15 protein-coding genes are annotated in these 18893 nt (G+C 66.3%); 8 read left to right on the forward strand and 7 right to left on the reverse strand.

Going from position 1 to position 18893, the window contains the following annotated elements:
• The first annotated feature begins 28 nt into the window (after nucleotides 1-28).
• The 4 genes from nirB to cobA all read left to right on the forward strand — a co-directional run bounded on the left by nirB (nucleotide 29) and on the right by cobA (nucleotide 6418).
• Nucleotides 29-2446 (forward strand): nitrite reductase large subunit NirB, encoded by a 2418-nt coding sequence (gene nirB, locus EO139_RS08990; RefSeq protein ID WP_241235945.1) that lies wholly within the window; start codon nucleotides 29-31, stop codon nucleotides 2444-2446.
• Nucleotides 2443-2808: a nitrite reductase small subunit NirD gene (nirD, locus tag EO139_RS08995; protein ID WP_126970287.1), complete on the forward strand. Its 366-nt coding sequence runs from the start codon at nucleotides 2443-2445 to the stop codon at nucleotides 2806-2808. Before nirB ends, nirD begins: the two co-directional genes overlap by 4 nt.
• Nucleotides 2805-5603, forward strand: coding sequence for a nitrate reductase (locus EO139_RS09000; RefSeq protein ID WP_164739797.1), 2799 nt, complete (start codon nucleotides 2805-2807; stop codon nucleotides 5601-5603). Before nirD ends, EO139_RS09000 begins: the two co-directional genes overlap by 4 nt.
• Nucleotides 5604-5671: 68 nt before the next feature.
• Nucleotides 5672-6418, forward strand: coding sequence for a uroporphyrinogen-III C-methyltransferase (gene cobA / locus EO139_RS09005; protein ID WP_181116245.1), 747 nt, complete (start codon nucleotides 5672-5674; stop codon nucleotides 6416-6418).
• Between the two features lie 56 nt (nucleotides 6419-6474).
• Here cobA and EO139_RS09010 read toward each other — a convergent pair whose 3' ends face one another.
• The 6 genes from EO139_RS09010 to EO139_RS09035 are packed head-to-tail and all read right to left on the reverse strand — an operon-like array spanning nucleotide 6475 to nucleotide 12488.
• Nucleotides 6475-7503, reverse strand: coding sequence for an acyltransferase (locus tag EO139_RS09010; RefSeq protein WP_126945714.1), 1029 nt, complete (start codon nucleotides 7501-7503; stop codon nucleotides 6475-6477).
• A gap of 44 nt (nucleotides 7504-7547) precedes the next feature.
• Nucleotides 7548-8849, reverse strand: a complete 1302-nt coding sequence (locus tag EO139_RS09015) for an SAF domain-containing protein (RefSeq protein WP_104648736.1) — start codon at nucleotides 8847-8849, stop codon at nucleotides 7548-7550.
• Nucleotides 8846-9427 (reverse strand): dTDP-4-dehydrorhamnose 3,5-epimerase, encoded by a 582-nt coding sequence (gene rfbC, locus EO139_RS09020; protein WP_126970289.1) that lies wholly within the window; start codon nucleotides 9425-9427, stop codon nucleotides 8846-8848. Before rfbC ends, EO139_RS09015 begins: the two co-directional genes overlap by 4 nt.
• Nucleotides 9424-10473, reverse strand: coding sequence for an SDR family oxidoreductase (locus EO139_RS09025; protein WP_119131977.1), 1050 nt, complete (start codon nucleotides 10471-10473; stop codon nucleotides 9424-9426). The genes rfbC and EO139_RS09025 overlap by 4 nt, the downstream gene beginning before the upstream one ends.
• A 4-nt stretch (nucleotides 10474-10477) precedes the next feature.
• Nucleotides 10478-11251, reverse strand: coding sequence for a glucose-1-phosphate cytidylyltransferase (gene rfbF / locus EO139_RS09030; RefSeq protein WP_047125361.1), 774 nt, complete (start codon nucleotides 11249-11251; stop codon nucleotides 10478-10480).
• A 52-nt stretch (nucleotides 11252-11303) separates the two neighbouring features.
• Nucleotides 11304-12488, reverse strand: coding sequence for a glycosyltransferase (locus EO139_RS09035; protein ID WP_104582632.1), 1185 nt, complete (start codon nucleotides 12486-12488; stop codon nucleotides 11304-11306).
• Between the two features lie 233 nt (nucleotides 12489-12721).
• Between EO139_RS09035 and EO139_RS09040 the strand changes: the two genes are divergently transcribed.
• From EO139_RS09040 to EO139_RS09055, 4 genes are all read left to right on the forward strand, one after another.
• Nucleotides 12722-13852 carry an NAD(P)/FAD-dependent oxidoreductase gene (locus tag EO139_RS09040; RefSeq protein WP_104582631.1) on the forward strand — a complete coding sequence of 377 codons (1131 nt, stop codon included), beginning with the start codon at nucleotides 12722-12724 and terminating at the stop codon, nucleotides 13850-13852.
• A 328-nt stretch (nucleotides 13853-14180) separates the two neighbouring features.
• Nucleotides 14181-14438, forward strand: coding sequence for a KGG domain-containing protein (locus EO139_RS09045; RefSeq protein ID WP_024940389.1), 258 nt, complete (start codon nucleotides 14181-14183; stop codon nucleotides 14436-14438).
• Nucleotides 14439-14898: 460 nt separating this feature from the next.
• Nucleotides 14899-15819: a M14 family metallocarboxypeptidase gene (locus EO139_RS09050; RefSeq protein ID WP_126970291.1), complete on the forward strand. Its 921-nt coding sequence runs from the start codon at nucleotides 14899-14901 to the stop codon at nucleotides 15817-15819.
• Between the two features lie 134 nt (nucleotides 15820-15953).
• Nucleotides 15954-16652, forward strand: coding sequence for a DUF1349 domain-containing protein (locus EO139_RS09055; RefSeq protein WP_104648743.1), 699 nt, complete (start codon nucleotides 15954-15956; stop codon nucleotides 16650-16652).
• A 124-nt stretch (nucleotides 16653-16776) separates the two neighbouring features.
• Here the strand turns inward: EO139_RS09055 and EO139_RS09060 are convergent, their stop codons facing one another.
• Complete coding sequence (locus tag EO139_RS09060) at nucleotides 16777-18588, reverse strand: EAL domain-containing protein (protein WP_126970293.1); 1812 nt, start codon at nucleotides 18586-18588, stop codon at nucleotides 16777-16779.
• Nucleotides 18589-18893 lie beyond the last annotated feature (305 nt).

Genomic DNA, 18893 nt, shown 5'->3' on the forward strand with positions numbered 1-18893 from the left:
ACCCAGACTCGTCGTCATCGGCAATGGCATGGCCGGCATCCGTACCGTGGAGGAACTGCTCAAGCTGATGCCGGGCATGTACCAGATCACCGTGTTCGGGGCCGAGCCGCACCCCAACTACAACCGCATCCTGCTGTCGCCGGTGCTGGCCGGCGAGCAGGAGTTCGACGACATCGTGCTCAATCCATTGCAGTGGTATCGGGACAACGGCATCCAGTTGCACTTGAACAAGGAGGTCACGCGCATCGATCGGGTACGTCGCCGCGTGATCGCCGCCGATGGCACCGAGGCGGAATACGACCGCTTGTTGATCGCCACCGGTTCGGTGCCGTTCGTGTTGCCGATCCCCGGCAACGATTTGAACGGTGTGATCGGCTACCGCGATATCCAGGACACGCGCACGATGATCGAGACCGCGCGCAGCAAGCAGCATGCGGTGGTGATCGGTGGCGGCCTGCTCGGCCTGGAAGCGGCCAATGGCTTGAAGCTGCGCGGGATGGACGTGACCGTGGTGCATCTGGCCGGGTGGTTGCTGGAGCGCCAGCTCGACCCGGTGGCCGGCAATCTGCTGCAGCAGGCACTGCGCGCGCGCGGGCTGGAGTTCAGGCTGAGTACCGCGACCAGTGCCTTGCTGGGCAATGCGCAGGGCGACGTGGTTGGCGTGAAGTTCGCCGATGGCAGCGAGATCCCGGCCGATCTGGTGGTGATGGCAGCGGGCATCCGCCCGAATACGCGGCTGGCCGAAGAAGCCGGCATCCATTGCGCGCGCGGCATCGTGGTCAATGACAGTCTGCAGAGCTTCGATCCGCGCGTGTACGCAGTGGGCGAGTGCGCAAACCACCGTGGCATTGCGTATGGCCTGGTGGCACCGTTGTTCGAGCAGGCCAAGGTGTGCGCGAATCACCTGGCGCAGTTCGGCATCGGCATCTACCGCGGTTCGGTGGCCTCGACCAAGCTCAAGGTCACCGGGATCGACCTGTTTTCGGCCGGCGATTTCATGGGCGGCGATGGCTGCGAGGAGATCGTGCTGTCCGATCCGGCCGGCGGGGTCTACAAGAAACTGGTGATCCGCGACGATGTGCTGGTCGGTGCCTGCCTGTACGGCGACACCAGCGATGGCGGCTGGTACTTCAAGCTGCTCAAGGACGGCACGCCGATCCAGGCGCAGCGCGACCAGTTGATCTTCGGCGAGAGCGCACTCGGCGATGCCGGCACCGGCGGGCAGGACCGCGCCAGTGCGATGGCCGACAGCGACGAGGTCTGCGGCTGCAACGGCGTGTGCAAGGGCACGATTGTCAAGGCCATCAGCGAGCAGGGGCTGTTCACCGTCGATGAGGTGAAGAAGCACACCAAGGCGGCCAGTTCCTGCGGCTCGTGCACGGGGCTGGTCGAGCAGATCCTGATGAACTGCCTGGGTTCCAACTTCCAGGAAACGCCGAAAACCAAGGCCGTCTGCGCCTGCACCGATCTGAGCCATGGCGAGGTGCGTCGCGCCATTCGCGAGCACAGGTTGCTGACCCATGCGCAGGCCTACGCCTTCATGGAATGGCGCACGCCCAATGGTTGCGCGACCTGCCGGCCGGCGATCAACTACTACATGTTGTCGAGCTGGCCGCACGAGGCCATCGACGATCCGCAGTCGCGCTTCATCAACGAGCGTGCGCACGCCAACATCCAGAAGGACGGCACCTTCTCGGTGATTCCGCAGATGAAGGGCGGGGTGACCAATGCGGGCGAGCTGCGCCGCATTGCCGATGTCGCCGACAAGTACGCCGTGCCGATGGTCAAGGTGACCGGTGGCCAGCGCATCGATCTGCTTGGGGTCCGGAAGGAAGACCTGGTGGATGTGTGGCGCGATCTGGGCATGCCCTCCGGCCACGCCTACGGCAAGTCGATCCGCACGGTGAAGACCTGCGTGGGCAGCGAATTCTGCCGTTTCGGCACCCAGAACAGCACGCAGATGGGCATCGACCTGGAAACCATGCTGGCCAATATGTGGAGCCCGCACAAGGTGAAGCTGGCGGTATCCGGCTGCCCGCGCAACTGCGCCGAATCCGGCATCAAGGATGTCGGCATCATCGCGGTGGACTCGGGGTGGGAGCTGCATGTCGGTGGCAATGGCGGCATCAAGACCGAGGTGGCCCGCTTCCTGGTCAAGGTGAGCACCGCCGAGGACGTGCGCGAATACACCGGTGCGTTCTTGCAGCTGTATCGCGAGCAGGCGTATTACCTGGATCGCACCGTGCACTACATCGCACGGGTGGGGCTGGATTACATCCGCGCACAGGTGGTGGACGACCCGGTCAACCGGCGTGCCTTGTACGAGCGCCTGCTGTATTCGCTGGAAGGCCTGGTCGATCCGTGGAAGGCGCGTATCGCCGGCGAACGTCGGCAGGAGTACCAACCGCTGCGCATCGCCGCGCCGGCCGCGACGGTGGAGGAATGAACATGCAGCAGACCCCGTGGACCCGCGTGTGTGCGCTGCAGGACCTGCCTGCATTGGGCGCGCGCGTGCTCGAAGTCGACGGCATTGCGCCGATCGCCCTGTTCCGCACCGCTAACGACCAGGTGTTTGCGTTGCGCGACCGCTGCCCGCACAAGGGCGGGCCGTTGTCGCAAGGCATCGTGGCCGGCGAAACGGTGACCTGCCCGTTGCACGGCTGGGCGATTGCCTTGCAGAGCGGCCAGGCCTGCGCGCCGGATGTGGGCTGCGCGCCGCGTTACCCGGTCAAGGTGGAGGCCGATGCGGTGTGGATCGTGTTGCAGCCGGTATCGCTGCCGGATGCCGTCGCCGAGCCGGCCGCATGAGCGACGGCCAGCAGCGACCCTTGACCGGTGAGGCGGTGCCGCCGCAGACGCCCGCGCCGATGCACCGCATCACGCGTTCGACCTGCTGCTACTGCGGCGTGGGCTGCGGGGTGCTGATCCACAGCGAGCACGATGCCACTGGCGAACGCATCGTCGGGATCGAAGGCGACCCGCTGCATCCGGCCAATCATGGCCGCTTGTGCAGCAAGGGCCTGGCCTTGCCGCAGACCGTCGCCAGCACCCAGGGGCGCGTACTCGCGCCCGAACTGCGTCGTCATCGGCAGGCGCCGCGGGCGGTAGTGAGCTGGGATCAGGCGCTCGACCACGTCACCGGCAAGCTGGCGGCGATCATCGAGCAGCATGGCCCGGATGCGGTGGCGTTTTATCTCTCCGGGCAGTTGTTGACCGAGGACTATTACGTCTTCAACAAGCTCGCCAAGGGGCTGCTGGGCACCAACAACATCGACACCAACTCGCGCCTGTGCATGTCCAGCGCGGTCACCGCCTACAAGCTGGCGCTGGGCGCCGACGGCCCGCCGACCTGCTACGAGGATCTGGAGCTGGCGCAGACCGTGCTGTTTGCCGGCAGCAACATGGCGTATGCGCATCCGGTGCTGTTTCGCCGCCTGGAAGATGCACGCGCGCGCAATCCCGGGATTCGCTGGATCGTGATCGACCCGCGTCGCACCGACACCGCGGCCATGGCCGACCTGCACCTGGCGATCGAGCCCGGAACCGACGTTGCGCTGTTCAACGGCATGCTGCATCACCTGATCTGGGAGGGTCTGGTGGATGCGCGTTTCGTTGCGGCCCATACCGAGGACTTCGACGCCCTCAAGCACCTGCTGCGCGAATACACCCCGCGCATGAGCGCCGAGATCTGCGGCATCTCGCATGAGGACCTGGTGCAGGCGGCCGAGTGGTTCGGGCGCAGCCCGGCGGCCTTGTCGCTGTACTGCATGGGCCTGAATCAGTCCGCGCAGGGCACCGACAAGAACCTGGCCCTGATCAACCTGCATCTGGCGACCGGGCAGATCGGCAAGCCGGGGGCGGGCCCGTTTTCGCTGACCGGCCAGCCCAATGCGATGGGCGGGCGCGAGGTCGGCGGCATGGCGACGATGCTGGCGGCGCATCGCGAGATCGGCAATGCCGAGGACCGTGCGGAGCTGGAACGCCTGTGGCATCTGCCGGCCGGCCGGCTGAGTGCCACGGCCGGCACACCGGCCGTGCAGTTGTTCGAGCGCCTGCGTGCCGGCAGCCTGAAGGCGGTGTGGATCGTGTGTACCAACCCCGTGCACTCGATGCCGGAGGTGGATGGCATTCGCGCCGCACTGGAACAGGCCGAGCTGGTGATCGTGCAGGACGCGTTCTCCGGCACCGACACCGTGCCATATGCGGACGTGCTGTTGCCGGCCACCAGCTGGGGCGAGAAGGACGGCAGCGTGACCAACTCCGAGCGTCGCATCACCCGCGTGCGCAAGGCGGTGGACGCGCCGGGCCAGGCGCGCGCGGACTGGTGGATCGCCAGTGAAGTGGCGCGCCGGCTCGAGGCGCGTCTTGCACCAGCGAGCGGCACAGGCCTGTTCGGGTTCGACAGCGCCGCGCAGATCTTCGACGAGCATCGCGCGTTGACGGTGGGCCGTGACCTGGATATCGGCGGGCTGGACTACCCGATGCTGGATGGCGGGCCGCAGCAGTGGCCATTCCCTGCCGGCGCCGCACACGGGCAGGCACGGCGCTATACCGACGGCGTGTTCGCCACCGGCAACGGGCGCGCGCGCTTCCACGCCACGCCGTATCGCAAGGTGGCCGAGCCGACCTCGGCACGTTTCCCGATGCGGCTGCTGACCGGACGGCTGCGCGATCAATGGCATGGCATGTCGCGCAGCGGACGCGTACCGGCAGCGTTTGCGCATAGCCCCGAACCGGCCTTGCGCATGCATCCGGACGATGCGACGCGACGCGGCCTGGTCGCTGGCGAGCTGGTGCAGATCGCCAGCAAGCGCGGTGCGCTGGTGCTGCCGCTGGAACTCTCCGACGAGCTGCGCTCGGGCACCGTGTTTGCCGCGATGCATTGGAGCGGGCAGCACCTGTCCAGCGGCGGCATCAACGAAGTCAGCAGCCCGGCGGTGGACGCGCGCTCGCAGCAGCCCGAGCTCAAGCATGCGGCGGTGCGGGTGGAGAAGGCGGTGTTCGGCTGGCATCTGCTGGCGGCGCGGCGCGGCGATGCGCTGGCCCTGCAGCAGGCGCTGCAGCCGCTGTTGCGCGATTGCGGCTATGCATCGCTGCGGCTGCATGCCGAGCCGCTGGCCGGGGCCGGCGGGCACTGGGCGGTTTTGCATGCGGCCTGCGAGTGCGCCCCGGATGCCGGCTGGCTCGATCGTCTGGTTGCGGCACTGCAGCTGCCGGCCGGCGCAGACGTGCTGGAGTACCGCGACCTGCGCCGCGGGCTGATGCGTCGTGTGGGCTGGCGCATGCAGGATGGCCACAGCCATATCGACGGCCTGCTGCTCACCGCGGCGCAGCCCAGCGAGGCCAACCAGGCATTACTGCGCACCGCATTGGCGGGCCTGCCGTGGCGTGGTCCGCGGCTGGCGGTATTTGCGCAGACGCAGGGCGCGCCCAGCGACCCGATCGTCTGCAGCTGCATGCAGGTCTCGACTGCTGCGATCCATGCCGCCATCGACGACGGTGCCGATCTGCCCCAGCTCAAGCAACGCCTGGGCTGCGGCACGGTCTGCGGCTCCTGTGTCCCGCAACTCACCCGGCTGTGCCGGCAACCACGGCACGCCTGAGCGGCCTTCCTGACCTCCACATCCTGCGAGACCTTCTCATGTCAGTCCTTCCTTCCTGCGTACGCGATGTGGTGTTGTTGTCCGCCGGCCCCGGCGATCTGGACCTGCTCACCGTCAAGGCGGTCAAGGCGCTGGCGGCCGCGCAAGTGGTGCTGCTGGACGATCTGGCCAACCCGCAGATCGTCGACCTCGCGCCACAGGCGCGGGTGATCCGGGTCGGCAAGCGTGGCGGTTGCCGCTCGACGCCGCAGGATTTCATCTGCCGACTGATGCGACGCTACGCCTTGCAGGGCTTGCGCGTGGTGCGCGTCAAAGGCGGCGATGCGCTGCTGTTCGGGCGCGCCGGCGAGGAGATCAGCTTCCTGCGCCGCGCCGGTGTGGGCGTGCAGATCATCAACGGCGTCAGTGCCGCATTCGCCGCGGCATCCGCGCTGGAGGTATCGCTGACCCATCGCAGCCATTGCCATGGCATCACGTTCGTCACCGCGCATACGCACGATCACGGCGAACCGAACTGGGGCGCACTGGCCGCCAGCGGCACGACGCTGGGCATCTACATGGGCCTGCGGCGTGCCGAGGCCTTGGCCAGCGCCTTGCTGGTGCATCTGCCGGCCAGCACGCCGGCGGCCATCGTGCAGGCCGCCACCCGGCCCGAGCAGCAACGCCGGCTCACCACGCTGGGCGAGCTGGGGATTACCGCTGCGGCAATGCTGCCCGGCTTGCCGACCCTGCTGCTGGTGGGCGCTGCCTTATCCGAGGCGGCAGCGCAGTGCGACGATCGCGTCGGCAAGTTGCTGGAGCAGGCAGTGGGCTGAGCGCGACCTGCGGACCGCCGCGCGCGCCAATCCACGCGCGGCGGCATCGTGACGTTTCAACGCAGAAGGCGGCGCGCATGCCGCAACGCGATGCGCTCGTAGCACAGGTGATAGAGCACGCCGAGCAGCAGTGCGGCGCCTACGCTGAGCAGCAGGTTCACCGGCCAGGTGGCCAGCGGCCCCATCCGCCGCGTGGTGCGTGCCACCAGCGACATCAGCGGCATGTGCACCAGGTAGATCGCATACGACGCATTGCCGAGCAACAGCAGCACCGGGCCGATACGTAGCCAGCCACGCCACTCCGCGCGCACCAGGCCGACCACTGCGCCGGCGAGCGCCAGGCCGAACAGCGGCGAATGCACGCGTTGCATGCCATCGAGCACGAAGCACGCGGACGCGACCACCGCAACTGCATGGCTGACCCACACCATCCACGGTGCAGCGCTCAAGACCGCGCGTGCCGCCAGCATGCCGAACACGAATTCCAGCGTGATGGGATGCAGCAGCAACGCCCGCCAGGACAGCTCCACCGGCTGCGCGAACGGCGCGCCAACGGCGGCATGCAGCAGCGTCAGGCCCGCCCAGAGCAGCGCGCAGCGCAGCGGATGCCCGCTGCGGAAGAACAGCCACGCCAGTGCGTAGAACACCAGCTCGTAGCCCAGCGTCCACGCCACGCCCAATGCAGACTGCCCGCCGACCGGCAGCAGGGTCAGCGTGGCAAGCCATGACCAGCCGGTGTCGCCATCATCCAGGCTGGGCCGCAGCGTATAGGCCAGCGCCAGCGCGATCCCCACCGGCCAGTACGGCAGATAGATGCGGCTGAGACGGCTGCCGGCGTAATCGCGGCTCCAGCCCGGCGTGTCCGCACCGGCATGGTTGACGTAGTAGATGATGAAACCCGACAGCACGAAGAAGAAATCCACGCCCAGGTAGCCGTGCGCCAGCGCCGCGGCCAGCCATGCCGGTAACGGCTGCACCAGGTGCGTGGTGGGCAGCACGCTGTGGCTGAGCACCACCATCGTGGCGGCCAGCGCACGCCCGGCCTGCAGCACGCCGATGGTGGGACGGGCAGGCAGCACGGCCATAGGCTGCGGCATCGGCACGCGGCCGCAGGCCGCTGTCTGCGCGCTCAGGCAGCCAGTTCCGCAGCGTCGGCGAAGACGCTGGCCTGCTCGGCACGCAGGCGATCGATCAGGCGATTGGCCGGCAACTGCACGTCGTCGTAGGTCAGCACCTGGTCCTTGGGCACCGCATGGCGGAGCACACAGCCTTCGGCCACGCCCATCGGCAGCAGCCTTGCGTTTGCGGTGACGTCGGCGCGCTCGCACTGGCCGTAGCTCATGTAGCCGCCGAGCCCGTCGATGGTTTCGCCGATGGCCAGGTCGCGCTTGGCGGTGGCAATCACTTCCACCAGCGGCGCGCCCAGGGGTTGCAGCACTGCATCGCCCAGCAGCACCACCCGCGCCACCGACAGCGGCACCTCGAAGTGGCACAGGTGGTACGGCGTGTAGAAGCTGTACAGCGGACCTTCGCCGAGCTTGTAGAGATTGAGGTAATGCTGCTGCCTGGCATCGTCGTGGCTGGCCAGCACGAACACGCCGGGCGAGGGCAGGGCGCCGACCACGTAATCCACCGCCCCGCCGACCGCACGCAGGGCCTCGATGTCGTAGCGCCGGGTCAGTTCGTCGACATGTGCGCGATGCTCATGGCCGGTCATGCCGCGCTGCAGGATCGACATGCCGGTGCCATTGGCCACGATCGCCTGCTCGAAGCTGATCTTGGTGCCGTCGGCAAAACTGGTGACCATATGCGGGTCCTGGCCCCACTTCGCGGCGAAACCGGCCTGTGTGGCCGGTGTGCGATACGGGTCCTGCAGGCCCTTGATGTTGCCGCACAGCAGCGGCGTCAGACCGATCGAGCGTACGAACCGGTACAGGTTCATCTGCACGCCGGGCTGGTCGCCATCGCAGGCACTGAAGATCACCCCGGCCGCGTCGGCCTTGCGTTTGAGCAGCGGGCCGACGGTGCCGTCGAGTTCGGCATTCATCGTGACCATGTGGCGACCATGGGCGATGGCGCCCAGGCTGATGCGCGCGCCGTAGTCGATGGCCCCGGTGGCATCGATCAGGCAATCCAGCCCATCGCATTCGTACAACAGTGCGGGGTCGTCGGTCACCGCAGGAATGCCGGCAGCGATCTGGCGCTTCAACTCGCCGGCGCCATCCACCACACGCGCGTGCTGGCCGGCCTGGCGGTAGGCCTCCAGTGCCTTGTCCACGCTGCGGTTGCAGATCGCCGACACCCGCATGCCCGGCACAGAGTGCGCGATCTGGTTGACGATGCCGCGTGCCATGAAGCCGGCGCCGTACAGGCCGACACGCAATGGGCGGCCTTCGACAGCACGGGCCTGCAATAGACGATCGATGTTCATGCGCGCTCCCGCTGGGTGAGTCCGGCAAGGGTGGGGATGCCGTGTTGGTGTTCGTTGAAGTCCGGCCAGGCGGCATCCTTGTCGGACACCAGCTGTGGTTCGAGCGGCCACTGCACGCCCAGGCGCGGATCGTTCCAGCGCAAGCCGCGCTCGGCCTGCGGCGTGTACATCGCACTGGCGAAGTAGAACGCCTCAGTCTGCGGCTGCAGGGTGATGAAGCCATGCGCAAAGCCGCGCGGCACGTAGAGGGCCAGGCGATTGTCGGCAGTCAATTCAATGCCGTACCACTGCAGATACGTGCGTGAATCCGGGCGCAGGTCCACGATCGCATCCCATAGTGCGCCACGGGTGCAGCGCACGATCTTGACCTCGGCGGCGGGCGGCAGTTGGTAATGCATGCCGCGCAGGGTGCCGGCCTGCGCATTGAACGAGTTGTTGACCTGCACGAACTGATCGACCAGGCCGGCCTGCGCCATCTCCTGGGTGCAGAACACGCGTGCGAACCAGCCGCGTTCATCGCCACGCTGCTGCGGCTCGATCACGAACGCGCCTGCCAGCGGGGTGGGGTGGAAGATCATGCCGCCACCCTCAGATCCGGTGCCAGGGCGCCTGTGTCGACCAGCTGCTGCAGGATGCGCAGACGAATGAAGTCCGACCGCTGGCGGAAGTCGCCATCGTTGAACCCGGCACGCTGCAGGTCGTCGCGCAGCTCGGTGATGGTCGAACGCAGGGTTTCCTGCGGCTGATGTTCCGGCGCCAGGCGTTCGAACAGGGAGAAGTCCACGCGATAGGAGCGGTTGTCGGTCGGCGCGCTGGTGGAGATTGCAACGTGCGCACTGGGAATCGCCACGCCGACTGCATGGGCCAGATCGCGGATCTGCACGTTCCATCGCTCCGACCCGGCATTGACGAACAGGAACTGCCCGCCGGCCGCGGGTGTACGGCTCACGGCCCAGTCGATGGCGCGCGCCATGTCGCGCACATGGATCAACGGCCGCCAGGGCGAGCCATCGGACAACACCTCCACGGTGCCGTTGGCCACTGCGCTGGCGACGAAATCGTTGAGCACCAGATCCAGCCGCAGACGCGGCGAGGCACCGCAGGCGGTGGCAAAGCGCAGGCAGGTGATCACCATGTCGGTGTCCAGCTGTGCGAGCGCACGCTCGGTATCGATCTTGGAATGCGCATACGCCGTCAGCGGTGCGATGGCGCTGGTTTCCGACCGTGGCGTGCCATCGGCGGCGGCGCCATACACGCTGCAGCTGGAGGCGAACACGAAGTGCCCCACGCCGGCCTGCGCGGCCGCCTGCGCCACCGCCACGCTGGCGCGGCAGTTGATTGCATCGGTGACCAGCTCGAAACGCTTGCCCATCGCATCGTTGGAGATCGCCGCCAGGTGCACCACCGCGTCGAAGCCCTGCAGCTGCTGCGCGGTGAGATCGCGCACGTCGCCGAACCATTGCTGGTCCAGCACCACTTCCGGCAGGCGGCGTGGGTCGGACAGGCAGTGCGCGAACCAGCCGCGATCCAGCCCGACCAACCAGGCCTGCGGATAGCGCTGACGCAAATGCGCGGCCACGACCGGGCCGATGTAGCCCATGTTGCCGGTGATCAGAATACGCATGTTGTTACTCCCACACGCGCCAGGGCGCGCGATTGGACGACCAGAGGGTTTCGAGATGATTGCGGTCGCGTAGCGTGTCCATCGGCTGCCAGAAGCCGTCGTGGCGATACACGCTCAGCTCGTCGCGATCGACCAGCGTTTCCAGCGGGCTGTTCTCCCACACGGTGGCATCGCCCTCGATCACATCGATCACGCGCGGATCGAGCACGAAGAAACCGCCGTTGATCAGACCATCGCCATCCAGCGGCTTCTCGCGGAATCCGGTGACCTGCTCGCCTTCCACCCGCAGGGCGCCAAAGCGGCCGGGCGGTTGCACGGCGGTGACCGTGGCCATGCGGCCTTCGCGCTGGTGCAGCGCGATGGCGGCAGTGATGTCCACATCGGCCACGCCATCGCCATAGGTCATGCAGAACGCGGCCTCCTCGCGCAGATGTTCGCGCACGCGGCGCAACCGGCCGCCGGTCATGGTCTGTGCGCCGGTATCGACCAGCGTCACGCGCCAGGGCTCGGCGCGGGTGTTGTGCAAGGTGGTGGTGTTGCTGCCGAGGTCGCAGGTGACGTCGGATTCGCGCATGTGGTAATTCATGAAGAAATCCTTGATCACCTCACCGCGGTAGCCCAGGCAGACGATGAAATCCTGGATGCCGTGGTGCGCGTAGATCTTCATGATGTGCCAGAGGATCGGCTTGCCGCCGATCTCCACCATCGGCTTGGGGCGGATGGCGGTTTCCTCGGAAATGCGCGTTCCCAGGCCGCCTGCCAGAATGACTGCTTTCATTGCTGATCCTTGAACTGAGGCGCCGCTGGTCGCGGCGCAGTGCGATAAGGCGCTAGGCGGTCATGCTCAGCGCGATCGCCGGCGGGCAGGCGGCCTGTTCGGCCATCGTGGCCAGGTTGTCGAGCATGGCAAGGCGCTCGGCCATCAGCGGCGGGGGCGGCAACTGCAGCGTCTGCAGGATCTGCGCCCACCGGTGTGCCCAGTCGTGCCGTCGCAGGCACTGCACGGCGTTGTGCAGACGGGCACGCTCCAGGCGCTCGATCTGCTGCTCCAGATCGCGCAGGAACGGGCCGATCTCCGCGCCATCGGCCGGCAGCTTGATCACGGCGTCTTCCCAATCGAAGTACTGGGCAAATTCCGGACATGCCTGCGCGGAGCCGAGGATCACCGCGCCGCCGGCGGCACCTTCGAAATAGCGTGTTGCCAGCGCCTGTTTTTTCACACCCTTGAAGAATCCCTGGGTGTCGACCACGAAATCGTGCGCCATGAAGAACTTGGCGCGCTTGATCATGGCGGCCGACTGCAGCCGATGTGCCGCCCAGTCCTGCACCGCGCCGCCGCGCAGCACATCGTGCAGATAGAAGAAATCGGGGTTGGCCTGTGCATGTGCCAGCAAGTGCGCATGCACCTGCGGCATGCGCCGGCCGATGCTGACCACATCGATGCAGCGCTGTGGCGGCCGCGGCAGTGGCGTCGCCAGCAGTGTGTCGCAGGCGCTGGCCAGAAACGACACCGGGGTGCTGGTGTAGCGGCGCAGCGCATCGACGCAACTGGCGTTGAGCACGAAGACATGGTCGAACTGGTCCAGCAGTTTCAACTCGGCCTTCTGCGAGTCCAGCAATTCCGGCCAGGTTTCCAGCAGATACACCACGCGGGTACGGCAGCGCTCGCGCCATCCCTTGATGCGGGCCAGTGTGCCCAATTCCCTGGGGAACTGGCACACGTAGAAGAACAGGTCATGGTCCTGTTCGACCAGCCGGGGCTGTGCGTTGGACAGCGCAGGCCGCCCGCTCAGCCGTTGCAGCGCAGACACGCCACGGTGTGTGAGTTCGTTGAGCAGATACGACACGCCGGGATTGACGCCGCGTCCGCGGGTGTACTCGGCCGCGGGTGGACACAGCAACTGCGCGTGTTCCAGGCTGCGGACCACGTTGAGCAACGCATACGCCTGCCCATTGAAGGCCTCTGGCCATGCCTCGTAATTGGAGGCAAGCAGGACCGAACGCGTTGCGTCCATTCAAACTCCTTCGGTGATTGCAACTTCGAACCGGACGCGACAGCGCGCGCTCGGGTGGGGGAAGAATGCACACCGCAAATGCGGGAAACGTCTGTAGCGTCGAGTAACGTGATTTACGTCATGTGTCGAGCCGAATATAGGGCTGGTTTGTGAGAAAAAAGTGATGGCGATCACAACAACCCTGTGCGTTCTAGTAGGCGGATAGACTGATCGACCCTCGTGTGAGAACGGCCATGCAAGACGTCGAGTGCATCGTGATAGGTGCCGGAGTGGTGGGGCTGGCAATTGCGCGCGAGCTGGCGATGCGGGGGCACGAGGTGTTGGTGCTGGAATCCGAAGCCGCTATCGGCACCGGGACCAGCGCACGCAATAGCGAGGTGATCCATGCCGGGCTCTACTATCCGGCCGGTTCGTTGAAGGCGCAGTTATGCATCAGCGGCAATGCACTGTTGTACGCGTACTGCCAACAGCGCCACGTGCCGCATCGGCGCTGCGGCAAATTGATCATCGCCTGCGACCACGGCCAGCGCGAGCAGCTTGATCGGCTGCACCGCAGCGCCATTGCCGGCGGCGCGCACGGGTTGCTGCCGCTCGACGCGGCACACATGCAGGCGCGCGAGCCGGCCCTGCGCTGCGTCGCGGCGCTGGAGTCCACCACCACCGGCATCATCGACAGCCATGCGCTGATGCTGGCGTTGCAGGGCGATGCCGAAGCGCATGGCGCCACCGTGGCGCTGCGTGCGCACGTCGACCAGGTCGAGCCGCTTGCGCAAGGGCTGCGCGTGACCGTCGCAGGTCAGCCATCGGCACGGCTGACCTGTGCCTGGCTGGTGAACGCGGCAGGTCATGGTGCACCGCCGCTGGCCGCGCGGATCGATGGCCTGCCAGCGCATGCACAGGTGCGCGGCTATTTCGCCAAGGGCAGTTACTTCACGCTGGCAGGGCGCTCGCCATTCCAGCAGTTGATCTACCCCATGCCCGAACCCGGTGGCCTGGGTGTGCATCTCACGCTGGATCTGCACGGGCGTGCGCGCTTCGGCCCCGACGTGGAGTGGGTCGCGCAGCCCGACTATCACTGCGCGCCAGGCCATGCCGCGCGGTTTGCCGCAGCGATCCGGCGTTACTGGCCTGGCCTGCCGGACGGCGCGTTGCAGCCCGGCTATTGCGGCGTCCGTCCGAAGATCAGCGCACCAGGCGAGGCGGCGGTCGACTTCCGTATCGATGGTCCGTCCATGCACGGCATCGCCGGTCTGGTGAACCTGTTCGGCATCGAGTCGCCAGGCCTGACCTGTTGCCTGAGCATCGCGCGGCATGTGGCCGCATTGCTGGCTGCCGGGCGCACCGTTCCCGCGCTGCCGGCCTGACGTCGCCGCGCCCTGGCGTTGATTCCGGCTCGCTGGTTCCTTGGGCGAGCGAGGACATCGATGCTCCGACGATGCTGCATGCCCAGATGGTGCCGGGCAGCATCGGCGCGATCAGGCGCGCGCGCCGGGGCACTGGTAGCGCTATCCACATCTGGCCTGCGACGCGTCGGCCAGCCATCACCGGGAGTGCAAGATTTGCACAGCGAGCGCAGCTGTTTTTTCCTGCAACGTGCGGCCGTGCACCGTCTCGCCTGGCTTTGCGTGTTGGCACGATAGTTGCGTTACCCCCCCTACCAGTGGCGTGATCGACGCATCGAGAGGAGGCACAGTGGAAGATGGACAAAGCAGTACCCGTAGCCGGCGCGGTTTTGCCGCATTGGATCCTGAAAAGCGCCGCGTGTTGGCGAGCAGTGGCGGCAAGGCAGCGCATGCCAGTGGCAATGCGCACGAATTCACCAGCGACGAAGCACGCGAAGCGGGCCGCAAGGGCGGCCAGGCCGTGAGCCGCGATCGCGATCATATGTCGCGGATCGGCAGCAAGGGGGGGCGTTCCAAGCAGGCCAAACCTCAGGAAGAGGCCGTCTAGGCAAGAGTGCGGCGCGCATCCGGCGCGCCGTTCTTGCTGCAGCGGGACCGCAGGCCCTGTACGCGACGTGCGGGGCCTGCGTCGTTTTGCGGACGTGGCCGCCAGGCCACCAGAAAGGCGTGAACAATCGATTGCAGCTGCGCAGCGTGTTCGACGACTTTCGCCTTGCTTGAGTTGTTCCAGACGTGACGCAGATGTTGATGTGCAATGCATCACCGGGGTGTCGGAAGTTTTTTCACTGATTGCCTTGCGCACGCTATCGATTGCAGGGAAATATTTCGCAATTGCCTGCTGTGTTTTCGCAAGCGAATGCAGGATTTGCATCCGCTGCAGAGTTTTCAGCAGCGCCAGCCTGCAACCGGACTCGGCCTTGCGGGCCATGGGCATCGCGCCAGCCGCCGAATGGACCACCCAGCGCGAAGCGCTTACCCTGCCGTCTTTTCAATGGACGGCACCTGGAATGACAGACCGCATGGCGTATCCGATCGGCACTGCAGGGCAACCCTGGGGCGATGCAGAACGCGCCGCATGGCGGGCACGCCAGCGGCGTCAGCGCAGTCATGCGACGGATGTGGTGCAGGTGATCGATGCGCTGGATGCCAGCCTCGAGCGCGTGCCTTACGGAACGATCCAGGCGGCGTCCGAGCACTATCCGCTGATTGCGCTGCGCAGCGCCGGCTGGGACGCCGCGTTGCCCTGGGCGCTTGTGACCGGTGGCGTGCATGGCTACGAAACCAGCGGCGTGCAAGGTGCGCTGCAATTCCTGCAGCACCGTGCCGCAGCCTACGCAGGCAAGCTCAATCTGCTGGTGGCGCCCTGTGTCAATCCGTGGGGCTACGAGCGGGTCCAGCGCTGGAATGCCGATGCCATCGACCCCAATCGTGCGTTTCGCCCGGACAGCCCGGCCGCCGAGTCGGCGGCATTGATGCAGCTGGTCGCCGCCGTGGCCGGGCAGGCGCTGGTGCATATCGACCTGCACGAAACCACCGACAGCGACGAAAGCGAATTTCGCCCGGCCCTGGCCGCACGTGACGGCGTCGACTTCGTGCCTGGCAGCATTCCCGATGGCTTCTACCTGGTGGGCGACAGCGAAGATCCGCAACCGCAGTTTCAGCAGGCAATCATTGCCGCCGTCGCCGAGGTCACCCATATCGCACCTGCCGATGCAAACGGCCAGATCATCGGCGCAGCGGTGGTCGCGCATGGCGTCATCAATTACCCGGTGCGGCGTCTGGGTTTGTGCGCAGGCGTCACCGGCGCACGGTATCGCACCACCACCGAGGTGTATCCGGACAGCCCACGCGCGACACCTGCGCAGTGCAATGCCGCGCAGGTGGCGGCCATCTGCGCGGCGTTGGACTACGCGCTCGCACATCACTGACAGCACGGGCCGGCAGCGCGCATCGGAGCTGCCGCCACGGCAACGTCAGCATCTGCACCGCTGCGCAAGCGCATGCGCGTTGACCCACTGCGCGGCTAGACTATGCAGTTCGTCAAATGCAGGGAAGACACTGGATGACCCACGATGCGATAGACAGTGCACGCAGACGCCTGCTGGGCGGCGCGATGGGAATGGCCATCAGCGGCGGCGTGCTTGCCAGGCAACCCAACACGGAGAACACGATGGCACAGCACACGCAGTGGCAGGATGGCAGCTGGCTCAATCGGCCACGCACCGTCGCGATCGACGGCGGCACACTGGATGTGGTCACCGACAAGGCCACCGATTTCTGGCGCAAGACGCATTACGGGTTTACCCGCGATAGCGGGCATTTTCTCGGCCTCACCGCCGCGGCGCGCTTCACTGCACAGCTGCGGGTGCGCGCCCAATACGAGTCGCTCTACGATCAGGCCGGCATCATGGTGCGCGTGGACGAGCAGCATTGGGTCAAGGCGGGCATCGAGCTCAGCGATGGCCGTGCGATGCTCAGCAGCGTGTTGACCAACCCGGTCTCCGATTGGGCGACCGGCCCCTACGAAGGCGACCCCAAGGATTTCTGGATCCGCGCCACCGTTGCCGACGGCGTCCTGCGTCTGCAGGTATCGGCCGACGGAAAGACCTGGCCGCTGGTGAGGCTTTGCCCGTTTCCCGTTGCCGAGGCATATCAGGTCGGGCCGATGTGCTGCACGCCGGAGCGTGCCGGGCTGAAGGTGCGTTTTTCTGACTGGACGCTTGGTCCGCCGCTGGGCAAGGACCTGCACGATCTGAGTTGATCGCCGCGTGGCAACGCAGCGTGCGCGCTGCGTTGCCACGTGTCTCACTGCAGGAGGCGAGGGCGGTACTGCGCGCATCGATCACTGCAGATGCGCGCGCATGGAGCGCCCCGGACACATCGCATCACGGCAAGCGCTGCTCGGCCACCGCGTTTGCCACATACGCGGCGACCAGCTCCGCCTCCATCGGCCGGGCCAGCAGATACCCCTGTGCTTCGTCGCATCCCCAACTGCGCAGCAGTGCGATTTCGTCGGCGTGTTCGATGCCTTCTGCCACGGTGCGATATCCCAGCGCACTGGCCAGGCGTACCACCGCCTCGGCGCGCATCTGCATGCCGGCCTTGGTGGCGATGCCGGTCACCAACGAGCGATCGAGCTTGAGGACGTTGACCGGCAGCTCGGTGAGGTAACCGAAGTTGCTGTAGCCGGTGCCGAAGTCGTCGATGGCCACACTGACGCCGGCGTCGCGCAGGGTGCGCAGCCGCGGCACCGCCTCCACATTGCTGCGCAGCCAGCGGCCCTCGGTGATTTCCAGCTCGATCCGCTGGGTGGGAATGGCCAGTTCCCGGCAGCGGTGGATGAGGTCTGCGGCAAGATTGAGGTTGCCGAAATCGCGCGAGGACAGATTGATCGACAAGGAAAAATCCAGGCCCTGCGCGCGCCAGCTGGCCAATTGCACCAACGCGTGCTCGATCACCCAGTTGGTGACGGTGCACATCAAGGCGGTCTTTTCGAACAACGGGATGAATTCGTCCGGGCCGATCGGGCCGAGGCTGGCATGCCGCCAGCGCAGCAGTGCCTCGAAGCCGGTCACCGACAGGTCCTCGAGATTGATCCGGGGCTGGAAGACCAGGCGGAAATCACCCGCTTCCAGGGCCTTTTCGGCGTCCAGCGCCAGCCGGTACGAGCGTTGGATCGCATCGTCGTGGGAGGCGCTGTACCAGCACACGATGGCGTGGTTGCTGATCGCATCGCCCAGCGCCACCAGCCCCTTGCGCATGACATCGTTGGTGTCCGGCTGCTGCGGTGCAAAGCGCACCACGCCCGCATGAAAGGTCAACGACATCGGGATGCCGGCCGCATCCATCGGTGCATGCAACATGTCGCGCAGATCGAGCAACAGGTCCTCCATCTCGTCGGGCGCGGAATTCAACAGGAAGAACGCAAAACGCATCGGTGCCACGTGATAGACGGTGGCCTTGCCGCGCAATGCGCGCGTCAGCACATAGCTGGCGTGGCGCACCAGTTCCTCCAGTGGCTGCATGCCCAGCGCCTGACGCGCTTCATTGGCCGCCTGGGTGTCATAGACCTCGATGAAGGCGGCAATGGTGGGCACGCAGTGGCTGCCGAAGGCGAGGGCATCCAGATCCGACTGCAGTTGGCGTGCATTGAGCAAGCCGCTATGCGGTTCGCGCCGCCCGGCACCGAACTGCAGCTCCAGCTGCGCCGCTGCCACGTTGGCGAACATCAACAGCTGCTGGTGTTCCTGGCTGGCCAGGAGACGCTCACGCGTGTCGATCACGCACAAGGTGCCGGACACGCCGGTCTGCGGCGCACCCACCGGGACGCACGCGATAAACCGTGCCGGCAGGCCCGGAAAGGCAGCGTCGCCCAACTGGATCGGCGCAAGTGCGGCAGGTTCGATCAGTTCCCTCACCCCGTTGGCCGCGGCAGATGCATGCCGGCACAGTTCGATGGCTTGCTCGACATGCTCGGTACTGATGCCGCGCGCCGCCAGCACGCGCACGCGACCGCCTTCGACGATGGTCAATGCAGCCGCGGGCGCAACCAGTGCATGGCAGAGCAGGCGCGCGATCTGATCGAGCGGCTCCATACCGCCCAGGTCGATCGGCACGCCTGACCAGTCGAAGTGCTGTTCCTGCCGTTTGGGGTCCAAAGCAAGCGTCATGTCGTCAGATTCCGTGTTGAACATCACACACCGCATGGCTACTAGAAACAAACCGAGGTCATCGACAGGTGACGATCATCCGGTGTCACGCCGTTGAAGTAATCCGGCCCGCTTCAATAAACTCCGTCCGCACTATCGAACACGACCATAAACCGGACCGGCAGAACGCCTGCACACAAATACCGTAATCGCTGATCGGCGTCGACGGTTGGCGGTGGTCTTAATGATGAAAGCGGACTCATTCATCGGCAGAGTGTGATAGCCGATGCCGGAAAGTGCTCCTGCAGCGCAGCATCAAGTGCGCGATCGTCAATCAAATGGTCCGGTTCGCC

The sequence above is a fragment of the Xanthomonas sp. BRIP62411 genome (genome assembly GCF_003993525.1).
GTDB classification, from domain to species: domain Bacteria; phylum Pseudomonadota; class Gammaproteobacteria; order Xanthomonadales; family Xanthomonadaceae; genus Xanthomonas; species Xanthomonas euroxanthea.

Coding starts and splice junctions, on each gene's coding strand:
- nirB (WP_241235945.1), top strand. CDS start 29: ATGGCCGGCATCCGTACCGTGGAGGAACTGCTCAAGCTGATGCCGGGC.
- nirD (WP_126970287.1), top strand. CDS start 2,443: ATGAACATGCAGCAGACCCCGTGGACCCGCGTGTGTGCGCTGCAGGAC.
- EO139_RS09000 (WP_164739797.1), top strand. CDS start 2,805: ATGAGCGACGGCCAGCAGCGACCCTTGACCGGTGAGGCGGTGCCGCCG.
- EO139_RS09010 (WP_126945714.1), bottom strand. CDS start 7,503: ATGGCCGTGCTGCCTGCCCGTCCCACCATCGGCGTGCTGCAGGCCGGG.
- EO139_RS09015 (WP_104648736.1), bottom strand. CDS start 8,849: ATGAACATCGATCGTCTATTGCAGGCCCGTGCTGTCGAAGGCCGCCCA.
- rfbC (WP_126970289.1), bottom strand. CDS start 9,427: ATGATCTTCCACCCCACCCCGCTGGCAGGCGCGTTCGTGATCGAGCCG.
- EO139_RS09025 (WP_119131977.1), bottom strand. CDS start 10,473: ATGCGTATTCTGATCACCGGCAACATGGGCTACATCGGCCCGGTCGTG.
- rfbF (WP_047125361.1), bottom strand. CDS start 11,251: ATGAAAGCAGTCATTCTGGCAGGCGGCCTGGGAACGCGCATTTCCGAG.
- EO139_RS09035 (WP_104582632.1), bottom strand. CDS start 12,488: ATGGACGCAACGCGTTCGGTCCTGCTTGCCTCCAATTACGAGGCATGG.
- EO139_RS09040 (WP_104582631.1), top strand. CDS start 12,722: ATGCAAGACGTCGAGTGCATCGTGATAGGTGCCGGAGTGGTGGGGCTG.
- EO139_RS09050 (WP_126970291.1), top strand. CDS start 14,899: ATGACAGACCGCATGGCGTATCCGATCGGCACTGCAGGGCAACCCTGG.
- EO139_RS09055 (WP_104648743.1), top strand. CDS start 15,954: ATGACCCACGATGCGATAGACAGTGCACGCAGACGCCTGCTGGGCGGC.